Annotated in this window: 11 protein-coding genes; 2 read left to right on the forward strand and 9 right to left on the reverse strand. The window is 34.8% G+C overall.

Annotated features, from left to right (window positions below; translation table 11 throughout):
- Nucleotides 1-33: 33 nt before the first annotated feature.
- Entirely contained in the window at nt 34-1,383 is a 1,350-nt protein-coding gene (locus tag AC07XN_RS19790) for a peptidylprolyl isomerase (RefSeq protein WP_309912004.1), read from the forward strand.
- Nucleotides 1,384-1,545: 162 nt separating this feature from the next.
- Entirely contained in the window at nt 1,546-2,511 is a 966-nt protein-coding gene (locus AC07XN_RS19795; protein WP_309912005.1) for an AAA family ATPase, read from the forward strand.
- A 79-nt stretch (nt 2,512-2,590) separates the two neighbouring features.
- Here AC07XN_RS19795 and AC07XN_RS19800 read toward each other — a convergent pair whose 3' ends face one another.
- The 9 genes from AC07XN_RS19800 to AC07XN_RS19840 form a co-directional block, all read right to left on the reverse strand.
- Entirely contained in the window at nt 2,591-3,169 is a 579-nt protein-coding gene (locus AC07XN_RS19800; RefSeq protein ID WP_309912006.1) for an OmpH/Skp family outer membrane protein, read from the reverse strand.
- Between the two features lie 24 nt (nt 3,170-3,193).
- Nucleotides 3,194-3,838 (reverse strand): OmpH/Skp family outer membrane protein, encoded by a 645-nt coding sequence (locus tag AC07XN_RS19805; RefSeq protein ID WP_494744294.1) that lies wholly within the window; start codon nt 3,836-3,838, stop codon nt 3,194-3,196.
- A 145-nt stretch (nt 3,839-3,983) separates the two neighbouring features.
- Complete coding sequence (bamA, locus tag AC07XN_RS19810; RefSeq protein WP_494744296.1) at nt 3,984-6,596, reverse strand: outer membrane protein assembly factor BamA; 2,613 nt, start codon at nt 6,594-6,596, stop codon at nt 3,984-3,986.
- A 46-nt stretch (nt 6,597-6,642) separates the two neighbouring features.
- Entirely contained in the window at nt 6,643-7,419 is a 777-nt protein-coding gene (uppS, locus tag AC07XN_RS19815; RefSeq protein ID WP_309912009.1) for an undecaprenyl pyrophosphate synthase, read from the reverse strand.
- A gap of 307 nt (nt 7,420-7,726) precedes the next feature.
- A complete protein-coding gene (gene porG / locus AC07XN_RS19820; protein ID WP_309912010.1) occupies nt 7,727-8,398 on the reverse strand; it encodes a type IX secretion system protein PorG in 672 nt (223 codons plus the stop codon).
- A 63-nt stretch (nt 8,399-8,461) separates the two neighbouring features.
- Nucleotides 8,462-9,505 carry a DUF6089 family protein gene (locus tag AC07XN_RS19825; RefSeq protein WP_494744295.1) on the reverse strand — a complete coding sequence of 348 codons (1,044 nt, stop codon included), beginning with the start codon at nt 9,503-9,505 and terminating at the stop codon, nt 8,462-8,464.
- Nucleotides 9,506-9,694: 189 nt separating this feature from the next.
- Entirely contained in the window at nt 9,695-10,585 is an 891-nt protein-coding gene (locus tag AC07XN_RS19830) for an NAD kinase (RefSeq protein WP_309912012.1), read from the reverse strand.
- Between the two features lie 242 nt (nt 10,586-10,827).
- Nucleotides 10,828-11,493 (reverse strand): CBS domain-containing protein, encoded by a 666-nt coding sequence (locus AC07XN_RS19835; RefSeq protein WP_309912013.1) that lies wholly within the window; start codon nt 11,491-11,493, stop codon nt 10,828-10,830.
- Between the two features lie 72 nt (nt 11,494-11,565).
- A complete protein-coding gene (locus AC07XN_RS19840; RefSeq protein ID WP_309912014.1) occupies nt 11,566-12,345 on the reverse strand; it encodes an alpha/beta fold hydrolase in 780 nt (259 codons plus the stop codon).
- Nucleotides 12,346-12,564 lie beyond the last annotated feature (219 nt).

Raw genomic sequence — 12,564 nt, forward strand, 5'->3', positions numbered from 1 at the left:
ACCCTGTACGTTTCATATTAATTCATTTTTTAGATGAAATTTTCGAAATTATTTATTTTCCTTTTCGCAATCTGTCTATTTTTTAGTCAATCATTACAGGCACAAACGCCAGTAGTAATTGATAAAATTATTGCTAAAGTAGACAACCATTATATTTTAAAATCAGAGTTAGAGTCACAAGTACAACAATACAAACAAAGTGGACAAGCTGGTGCTCCTTCTAGTTGTCAGATTTTTGAAAGCTTGGTAGTTGGTAAAATGATGTTGGCAAAGTCTGAAATTGACTCTATTACTGTCGATGATAAAAGAGTAGAAACTGAACTTTCTTCCAGAATGGAACAAATGGAACAACAGTTTGGCTCTCAGAAAAATATTGTTGAAGCTTATGGTAAAAGCATCTCTTCTTTAAAAGACGAACTTCGTTCGGCGATAAAAGAGCAATTGACAACTCGTAAAATGCAAGAAAAAATTACGAGTGATGTTAAGATTACTCCTAAAGAAGTAAGACGCTTTTTTGAGAGTATTCCTAAAGATTCTATTCCATATATGCCTTCAGAGGTAGAGATTGGTCATATCGTTAGGCTAGCCAAAACTACGAAGGCACAGAAGGACGAATTATACAAAAGACTAAACGACTACAAGAGACGAGTAGAAAATGGCGAGTCGTTTGAAGAATTAGCTAAATTATATTCGGAAGATTTAGGTTCAGGTAAAAGAGGCGGAGATTTAGGTTTTGCAAAACGTGGACAAATGGTTGCACCTTTTGAAGCGGCTGCTTTGAAGTTAAAACCTAATGAATTATCTGGCGTAGTGGAATCTGAATTTGGTTATCACTTAATTAAAATGTTGGAAGTTCGTGGACAAGAATATCACGCCCTACACATTTTATTAAGACCAGACTATCAGAGATTGGATGTACAAGAACCTACACGTTTCTTAGATAGTATCCGAGTATTGATTCAAAGAGATAGTATCAAATTTGAACGTGCTGCCAAGGATTTCTCTGAGGATAAAGCTACACAAGATGCGGGAGGAATGATTACGGACCCACAGACTCGCTCTATCAAGATGGCTTTAGATGGCACCATGGAATCAGGTTTATATTTCACTATTGACTCAATGACGGTAGGAACAATTACTGCCCCAATGCCATACAGAACAGAAGATGGACGTTCGGCGATGAGAATATTATATTACAAGGCTAAACATCCTCCTCACTATGCAAACTTAGAAGACGATTTCCAACGAATGTCTACTTATGCCTTAAATAGGAAACGAAATACAGCCATTGAAAAATGGTTTGCCACTGCCAAAAACGATGTATTTATTTATATCGTTGATGAATACAAGGAATGTAATGTCATGAAAACGAATGATCAGTGATTTTAAGATTCATTATTCTTTGGTAAAAATCTTGTTTTAATTTAAATTGTGTCAGGTTAAATTACAATTAGCCTGACATTTTTAATTTTAAGTACATCGCTCATAAATAGTAAGAAATATTTTGTGTCATAAAGCACAAAATCGACAAACACAATAGAAAATATGGTTCAATTCAAATCAGATGTTGAAGCAGTAGATGCTTTAAAAGAATCCTATCAAAAACTTACTTCAGAAATCGGAAAAGTTGTAATTGGTCAAGATGAAACTGTTAAAATGCTTCTTACAGCTATTTTTTGTCAAGGACATTGCTTATTGGTAGGTGTGCCGGGTTTGGCTAAAACATTGCTCATTCAAACCATTGCGGGTGCTTTAGATTTAGATTTTAATAGAATACAATTTACTCCTGATTTAATGCCTTCTGATATTGTTGGTTCTGAAACATTAGATAATGAGAGAAATTTTAGATTCGTAAAAGGGCCAATATTCGCAAATATCGTATTAGCGGATGAAGTAAACAGAACTCCTCCTAAAACTCAATCAGCGCTCTTAGAAGCCATGCAGGAGTACGCTGTGACAGTTGCAGGGAAGAAATATCCTTTAGAGAAGCCTTTCTTTGTATTAGCGACACAAAACCCAATTGAGCAAGAAGGTACTTATCCATTGCCAGAAGCTCAATTAGACCGCTTTATGTTTATGGTAACGCTTGATTATCCATCATATGAAGCAGAATTGGATATTGTTAAAAATACTACTTCAGATAAGAAGTATAACGTCACTCAGCAAGTTTCAGGGCAAGAGATTTTAGCTTATCAGCAATTAGTTAGACGTGTTCCTATTGCCGATAATGTAGTTGAGTATGCCGTTAAACTAGTGCATAAAACTAGGCCTAATACAACCATGGCAGATGCTATCGCTAATAAGTATTTAGAATGGGGAGCAGGACCGAGAGCCTCGCAAAACTTGATTTTAGCAGCCAAATGTAATGCCCTATTAAATGGTAATTATTCTCCAGATATTGAAGATGTGAAAGCCGTAGCAATGGCTGTGCTTCGTCATAGAATAGTAAGGAACTTTAAAGCGGAAGCAGAAGGCGTAACCGTTGAGAATATCATTAGTAAGCTTTTATAATACCACAAAGTATAGACCATAAAAAAGCCTCAGGATTTTAAAATCTTGAGGCTTTTTTTATAAAGAAATAACGCTATGATTATTTTTTAGGAGCTGTTGCTGCTGGAGTAGCTGGCGCTGGCGTCAATGGTTTTGGTGTAACACCCATTCTTTTTAATACTAAGTCAGAGATGTTTGCATCATCTGGAGCATGTAAAACAATTGGAGTAGTTCCTTGACCTGCATCATAGTTGAATACAAAAGCAAAACCATTTTCTTTTGCTACACCATGCATGTTATCTTCAATTTTCTTTAACAAAGGTTGTAACAATTGTGCTTGTTTCTTTTGTAAAGAAGTAGAAGAGTTTTGACGGAATTCTTCAATGCTAGACTGCATTCCTTGTAATTCTTTCTCTCTATCAGCTTTAATTACATCTGCCATAGTAGCAGCATTTTTCTCATAATCAGCCAATTTAGTTTGGAAATCCTTCACTTTTTGCTGATACATATTGTCATATTGCGTTTTAGTAGTAGTCAATTCTGTTTCTACTTGTTTTGCTTCTGGCATTTGAGCTAAAATGTAATCTAGGCTAATATATCCGATTTTTTGTTGTGCATTTACATTAGCTGTAGCTAAAGCAAGAATTGCAAATAAAGCAATTAAAAATTTGTTTTTCATTGTTCTGTGATTCTGATTTGGTTATTACTCTTTTTTGAAGTTGCTAGTTACTCCTTTTCTAGTTGATTTACTTTTTGTTGTATTTTCACTTTCTTTGTTCTCTTCTCCTTGTTCCTTGGCCTCTTGTTCTTGTTTCTCTTTCAGTTGCTCTGTCGAAATCCCCAACTCTTCCATCACATAATCTGTATAGTCATGAATGGGATTGGTGTACAACATCGCTAATCCATCTGACGATTTATCAAACAAAAAATCAAGCTTTTTTAATCGAGCTACCTTTTCTACCGCTTTAGCTACTTCATCTAAAACTGGCTTCATGATATCTTGCTTCTTTTTGATGAGCTCTCCATCAAAGCCAAAGATTCTATTTTGTAATTCTTTAGCTTCTTTCTCTTTATCAGCAATTACTTTTAACCGCTGCACTTTCATTTCCTCCGTTAACAATACTTCTTCAGCTCTGTAGGCTTTCTCTAACTTAGCTAATTCATCATTTTTTGTTGATACTTCCTTAATCCACTTAGTCGTTAGTTTTTCTATTTCAGCCTGAGCACTTTGGTACTCTGGTAATTTAGAAGTAACATATTCGGTATCAATATAGCCAAACTTTTGTGCTTCAATTGTTGAACACAAACATAAGAATGGCAAAATTAGTAAAAATATCCGCTTTTTCATGGCTAAGGTGGCTAATTTAGTGAATGTATTTGATTAACGCCTTGAATACTATCTTATTGCTATTCTATATTGTTTAACAAAACATTAACAATGCTTAGCACTAGCCAATTTATCAATCAGCTAGTGCTAAGCTTAATATTTATTATTAACGAATTTGCTGACCTATTGAGAAAGTAAATGCCTGCTGACCAAAGCTATTGCTTGAAGTTTGTCCTGGCACTTTATCAAAAGCAAAACCATAGTCAATACCAATCATCCCGAATGCAGGCATGAAGATTCTAGCACCAAACCCAGCCGACTTATATAATTTAAATGGATTGTATTCTGAATAGTTAGCAAAGTTGTTTCCACCTTCAGCAAAACCTAATAAGAAGATTGTTGCTGATGGGTTCAATGAAACTGGATAACGAACCTCCATTACAAATTTGTTATAAGCAACCCCACCACTCGGCAAGCTACCTTGCGACCCAAATACTCTATCCTTATATCCACGCAAAGCAATAATATCACGGCTAATAACATTATAACCTGTTTGCATACCAGAGCCTCCAAGGTCAAAACGTTCAAAACGAGTAATGTCTTTACTAGAATTATACGACCCTAAGAAACCCATGTGAGTACGCATGTGGAAGACCAACTTGCTAGTAATTGGCGTAAACCATGAGGCATCAAACATCCATTTATGATATTCAATTAAGTTTTTATTATCGCCACCAAACAAAGAGTATGGAGGTGTTAATGAAGCCGTTAATGAGAAACTAGACCCTGAACGTGGGAAAGTAGGGTTATCAATACTATTTCTAGAGAAGTTAGTAACAAATGAAACTGCTACTGAATTTCCTTCTGGATAGCCATAATAAGGTAAGTTCTTCACATCAATCAGTTGAAGCGATAATGAATTACTCAATGAGAAATAATCATCAGGAACTTTTAAACGCTTTCCTAAACTGAATGCTAAGGTTGTACTATTAAAGTGTGCATCATTCTGAGCCGCAGTAGCACTATCAGAAGTTGATGTGTTTAATCCTGTACCGTAGCCATAACCATAGCCACTTCCATAACCATATAAACTACTTCCATAACCCGAACCATAGCCACTCAACTGATTATACTGCTGAATTTTATATGGATATGAAATACTTCTACTCAATGAGATTGAGAATGAATTTGGTTTCTTCCCTCCTAGCCAAGGCTCAGTAAATGATAAGGAATAGTTTTGGAAAGATGTACCATTTGCTTGAAAACGAACAGAAAGTTTTTGTCCGTCACCTGAAGGCAATGGTTTCCAAGCACTTAGGTTTCCAATATTTCTGGCAGAGAAGTTATTGAAGGTTACCCCTAAAGTACCCACAAAACCAATATAACCACCCCAACCACCAGAAAGCTCTATCTGATCAGAAGGTTTTTCTTCTACGTTATATTCTATATCAACCGTTCCATCAGCTTTTGGAATTGGGTTCGGCGTAATTTTTTCAGGGTTAAAATAACCAATCGTCGATAATTCACGAACGGTACGAATGATGGCAGATTTACTAAATTTTTGTCCTGGTAAGGTTCTAATCTCACGCATTACCACGTGGTCAGAAGTTTTAGTATTACCATTTACAATAACTTTATTGATGGTTGCTTGCTTACCCTCAGTAATTCTAAAAGTCATGTCCATCGAATCTCCTGCAACTGCAGTTTCAACGGGTTCACATTGATAGAATAAATAACCATTATCCATATAGGCAGAACTTACGTCTTCGCCAGGTTTTCCATTCAAACGTTTTTCTAAATCTTCTACGTTATAAACATCTCCTTTTTTAACGCCTAACAATTCTGTTAAAATTGAATCTGGATAAATGTAGTTTCCTTCCCAATAGATATTTCTATAGTGATACTGCTTGCCTTCATCTAATTTAAGGATGATTTTTACTGTTTTCTCAGAGTCTTTGAATACTGAATCAGAGATAAGTTGAGCATCTCTGTACCCTTTTTTGTTATAGAACTCAATCAGCTTTATCTTATCCTCTTCAAACTTTTTAGGAACATATTTTGAAGAAGTAAATATTTTATAAAACGCCTTTTGTTTGGTTCCTTTTAACTTACGACGAAGAATACTTTCTTTTATTTCAGTTCTACCAATAAATTCGATTTTTGAAATTTTAACTTTATCGCCTTTTTTGATAGCCACTTTCATCGTAGCATTATTACCACGAAGAGAATCTGTTCTTTCAGCAATTTTGATACTTACGTTCAAATAGCCTTTATCTTGATAAAATTTCTTAATTGCTAACTCTACGTTTTTCTTAACCGTTTCAGTAACGATTTTACCTTTGTAGGTTTTAATTTTATCACTTAGTGTTTCTTGTTCTCCTTTTTTAATTCCTGTGTATTCTAGTTTATACAACCTAGGTCTTTCTTTGATAACAATATTCAACCAAATTTTATCACCTTCAATTTTAGTAGCTTCTACTTGTACTTCTTCTAAAATCCCCTGACTCATTAATTTCTTAATGGCAGAAGTAGCGGCATCACCCGGAACCCTAATTTTATCTCCTACTCTAAGTCCCGAAAGCGAAATCATTGAGTTGCCATCATAGAATTTAGAGCCAGTCGTGGTAATTTCAGCAATTTCATATTCTCTTGGTTCTGCATAATTCAATTCAACCGCTTTTTCAGCAATTGGCGAACGTGCTCCCATTGCACCACGCAATTGTGCTTGTGAAAGGAAAGAAATTAATAAGCATGAAAGCAGTAAAGTATATTTTTTCATTGTGCGAATAGTTCTCAATTCAGATGAGAAAGAATACATTTGTATTTTAAGCATTAATTGGGTTTTTAATTTGCTCTGAAGTTTTGCCAAATCTCCGTTCACGTTCTTGATAATTAAGGATTGCCTCAAAAAGGTGTTCGCGTCTGAAATCAGGCCAGAACAATTCTTCAAAAATATACAATTCAGAATAAGCTAATTGCCACAGCATAAAATTACTAATGCGATGGTCGCCTCCTGTACGAATCATTAAATCAGGATTGGGAATTCCTTTCGTATCCAAAGATTGTTCAAAAAGCTGTTCGTTAATATCATCAATGGCTATTTCTCCATTTTTCACCTGCTGTGCTATTTTTTTGGCAGTGGTGATAATATCCCATTTCCCGCTATAGCTCAAGGCTAAAATAACTACTACGCCTGTATTATCTTTTGTTTCTTCAATAGCACTTCTAAGTACTCTCTGCGAACTTTCAGGCAATGTATCAATAGCACCTATGGTATCTAATCGTACATTGTTTTTTTTCATGTCTTCCAGTTCGTCTTTTAGCGCACTAATCAAAAGCATCATCAAAGCATCTACTTCTGCTTTCGGACGGTTCCAGTTTTCAGTTGAAAAAGCATAAAGTGTTAAATATTTGACACCTATTTCAGCACAACCTTCAATGGCTTCTTTCACTGCTTTCAAAGCATTTCTATGTCCGAAAATTCTATCAACGAAGCCTTGCTGTTTTGCCCATCGTCCGTTTCCGTCCATGATAACGGCAATATGTTTTGGTAGATTGTTAGGGTCTAATTGTTCTTTCACCGATTTAACACTTTTTAACACATAAAACTTATAATAGTAGGCCTTCAAACACGCAAGAAGCAAGTTCTGAGCCTTTAATTCCTAGAGTGCTTAGTTCTTCTTGTAGCTTTTAAAACTTTGTTTGTAAGTCAAAAAATGGACTAGGAGTACTTTTTGGGAATAATATGACAAATTTAATGAATTCCCTATCCTATTCAAAATCAAGAATGGCTTATTGCGAGTAAGAATGGATTTAAAACTGCATAAAAAACAATTGAACATAAAACAATAGCAGGTTTTTAGGCCTATTATTCCTTTATGTTCAATCAATAAACCTTTAATATTTTTCTTATTTAGGACAATACACTTTGATAAATTTGTAGGTCAAAGACAGAGAGGTATAGTAATACATATCTGCACGACTATAATCGTTTTGTTGATTTTTCGGGAGTGCAGGGTTATCCCCCCCCAAATTATCTAAATAATCGGTAAATGTTTTTCTAGTACCAAATTCTACGTTAATATCCCACGGTCCTGTCACATTGTATTTAATACCTATCCCAAAAGGAATTACTACTTGAAGTGTTTTATAATCACTCGTTTTTTCATCTCTTGGAGAGAAACTCATGAGTCCTACCCCCCCGAACACATAAGGAGTCCAGTCTTTATGATAACGGTTGTATTTGTAGTCAAAAAAGTTGTATTCCGTTACTACATTCAATTCACTGATGGAGGTCTTGAAGGTCTTCCCTCTCAGTTGATTGAATGAATCATCTACTTTGCTATCATCTCCATAAATAGAGCCCAACACCAAATTGCTTCTGAATGATACTATTTTATTGGGGTTGTATCTAAACAGAAGATTACCTCCCAAACGAGCAAAAGCTGGGGAAAAGTTAGGAGATATATCTCCTTTATAGTTCATTGCTCCTAAACCTCCTCCTATTTCAATTTTTTGTGCAAAAGTATTCAAGCTTGTTAGGCAAAATACCAAAAGGAAAAACTTTTTAGATAATGTCATAATTAATAAAAAAAGTCAGGTGAAATATACACCTGACTGTTCATGAATGTTATTCCAGATTGATTAACGGACAACTGGGCATTTAATTTTATTTGGAATATGATAAATCAATTTTACCGTAGTTAATAAATAAGAATCATTATACTTCGGGTTTCCTCGCAAGTCTGTTTTGTCTGAAAAACCCGGAATCGATGTCAAAGTAAAAGGGTCGTATGGTGATGCTGGGTCATAAAAACCTTTTGCTGTTAAATAGTTAATAACACCCTGAGTACGGTCTTTTCCAGTACGAGCTGCAATTTTTTCTAACGATCTATTACCCATTGATGCTGCTAAAGGACTTTGAGCTTGTAAATCGGCAGAGTTAGCAAAATTGCCACTAACATCATCCAAATAATCGCTTAATGTATAACGGTAGCTGAGTTCGATACCTAAATCCCAATTGCGATTTAGTCTATATTTAACCCCAACACCCACAGGGAAGGAAACACTAATTAACGAATAAGGAGCATTAGGATAGCCCGGCAAACCTTGTCCTTCGGTATGAAGTGGTTGCAAACGCACCCAATCATTGCCATATAAAGAAGCTTGAGGTTTAGCCACTGGGTCATGAGCAAAAACGCCTACTCCTCCAAAAATATAAGGAATAATGCTTGCTCTGCGTAAATAACTACGACTAGTACGTACAAAATCGTATTGGCCAGTAATAGAAAGTTCTTTAATGTCATTTCTAAAATGTAGATTTCTAATAAAGTTAGCTTCATAGCCTTTTACGCCTTCAAGATAATTATCGTCTCCAGAGATTCTTGCATAAGTAAGTCCAAAACGTAAGCCAAATGTTGGTGAAAGTTGACGTGTAAAATTGAAATTGACATTCCAACGCATTCCATTTATGGTAGATGGCAAAAATCTGTTGTATGGAGAAATATCGCCATAATAACTAGATGTACCTATTCCTAAGCTGACATTAGAGTTGGGCTCAAATAATCTGTTTTTACGTGGCTTATCTTTGCCTCCGAAAAGATTTGAAAACCTAAATTGTGCCTTTAAATCTTGTGTATTCAATGCACAAATTATCAATATCAGAAGTATTGAAGAATATTTTTTCATATTTGTCTGGTAATGGATGGAGTCAATGTGGTTAATTTATCTTTTTAGTAAAATATCTCTCAAAGCTGTGTTTACACTTTTTCTTAACGTAAAATAGGTGCGTTTGTTATGATTTACCCTTAAATTTTGCTACGAAAATAATATATTATCATGGAAACAAACAGTATAATTTAACTTTTGAGCAAAGTATTAATTTCTAGCATCAAAACCCCAATTAAGTTTACTCCTAAGGGTATTCAAAAAATTACTATCACTCAATTTAATGATATTTGCTTTAAAAGCCTCTCTTTTCATCCTAATTTTCACATTACTGTCTATTACTTTAGAGCGTGCATCTAAAGAAATCAAACAGCTATTGCTGCGGCTCTCTACTTCAAAATCCAAGATTACATCTGTAGAAACGACTAAAGGACGTACATTCAAATTATGAGGACTCATTGGCGAAATCACAAAAATATCAGAACTTGGCATGACCAACGGCCCCCCTACACTAAGGTTGTAGCCCGTTGACCCTGTAGCAGTAGCAATGATTAAACCATCGGCCCAGTAAGTATTTAAAAACTCACCATTTAAATATGCCTTCAACATAATCATGGAAGAAGTATCGGTTTTCATGATACCCAATTCATTCAGCCCAAAATTGATGCCGTTAAAAATATCAATGGGTTCATTATTAAGGCGTGTTTCAACGCTTACTAACGTGCGAGGGTCTAAGGTATAATGACTAGCAAAGATTTCATTCAAGCTTTCGGTAATTTTATCAGGAGAAACCGTTGCCAAAAAACCCAATCTCCCTGTATTAATTCCCAGAATTGGTGTTTCTCTTTTGCTAACATGTGTCACAGCATCTAGTAATGTGCCATCTCCACCCAAACTTAAAACCAAATTGGCATCAAAGAGGTCGTCTTGAGAAGTATAAAATTGGGTCGCATGGTGGTTTACTCCTATCTCAGCTAAAAACTGTTGATAGACATCAGAGATTTGAATTTCAACTCCTTTTTGAGCCAGAAAATCAAACATTTGTTGCACAAAAGGTTTGATTTCATCCTTAAAGTTTCGCCCATGAATGGCTATTTTCATCTTGTATTGTCTGTGTGGGTTGAAAGCTGTATTAAACAATTTGATAAAAACTGCTTATTTATCTATCTAAAAAACAAAAGAAGAAAGAAGATGGGGAATTGCCAAACTTTTAGGTTTGAATATTAGTATTTGTTTGTGATTTTCACGTAGAAAAACGTTTAAGTGCTATTTTTTCTTACTTCTAAAAAATACTAAGGTATGTTTTCACAAAAAAGCTCTTGAGGTTTTCTCAAGACCTTTTTTTATATATCTAAATATTTCATCAGCATATTGTATCGCTCTTTATCTGGCGAAGTAATCTCTTCAAAATTATAAGCTCCGACGATATCGTACTCAAAACGTTCGAGGGTGGCTATTACTCTTGAAATATCTTGCTGATTTAATTTTAACGTTAAAATATCTTTTGAATCTTCTAGTCCACCACCACTTGTGTAATATGAACTAATAATTTTTACATTGTTAGATTCAATCAATCTACTAATTTCAGAAAGCGAATAGCTTCGGTTTTCAACAGCTATTTCTAATACTGCCCCAATTTCCTGCGAACCTAAGCTTTTTGAAAACTGAGTAAGTAATTCTTGTACACTGATTGTCCCTGCAAAATTTTGTTCTTCATCCAATACTACAATCGCTTGTAAATTGTATTGCTGAACAATTTTTAGAATTTCAAAAGTATGTTGGTGAACATTCACAAATACTTCTTCAAATTCTGGTTGTAGGGCCAAAAGAGGTAAGTCTTCATCGGCATCTATCAGAACATCTTGGCTAATTAAACCTTGGTATTCTTGTTCATGAATCAATGGCAATTGTCCTATTCTATATTCTTCCATCCAGTTTAACGCATCTCCTACTGTATCTGAAGATTTTAGTACTGGCAACATTGGATTAATAAAATTGTTTGCGAGCATATTGTGTTGATGAAATTTAATATAATTAAGCTAATATAGTTAATTATTGATAAATTCCAAATTTTAAGTTGATTATACCAACTCAACTACACGAATAGGAGTCTTTTCGAGCCATCCATCCAAAATTTCATTAAATCTTTCTGGACACTCCATCATAGGTGCATGACTACACTTATCTATAAAATGTAACTCAGAATTTTCAATTAAACGATTGAATTCATGACCTACTTGTGGCGGCGTTATGGTGTCGTTCAATCCCCAAACCAATAGTGTTGGTACTTTAATTTTAACAACATCTTTGGCCATATTGTTCCGCTGTGCCGACTTTGCAATAGAGATAATTCTAATTACTTTAGATGCACTGTTTGTTATTTCAAACACTTCGTCAATCAGCTCTTTGGTGGCTGTTTCTGGACGATAAAAAGTATATTCTACCCTTTCTTTAATGTATTGATAGTTTCCACGTTTTGGGTACGACCCGCCCATGCCGTCTTCAAAAAGCCCCGAGCTACCAGTAAGTACTAATCTTTTTACTTTTGAAGGGTTTCTTAGGGTATATATCAAAGAAACGTGCCCGCCCAAAGAATTACCCAGAAGTGTTAATTCATCAAAACCTTTCCAATTCACAAACCCTTCAATGAATTCTGTCAATCCTTCACATCCAGCTTTGGTTATGGGCATTTCATAAATTGGCATCATTGGAATAATAACGCGGTATTTATTTTTGAAGCCTTCAATTACTCCTTCCCAGTTGCTTAAAGCACCGAAAAGCCCATGAAGTAAAAAAAGAATCTCTCCTTCTCCTTCGTCGATGTACTTGTAGCCATTTCCTTCGTGAATTTGATAGTTCATATCAGTATAATTTTAAAAATTGATGATGATTTTAACTTTTACAGTCTAATCAAAAAAATAGTTGCTTGTGGGTACTCCAACTTTTCAACCAATCTAAATAAAATACAATTTTCCTTAAAAATTTAATACTTCTTTTAAATAGGTTATCGGTTTAATTCAATTTTACATAGATTTTAAATGTGATGCAAAATAATAAAAAATCTCTGAAAAGTATATTAA

This window comes from Arcicella sp. GW458-12-2-14-TSB2, from assembly GCF_059423785.1.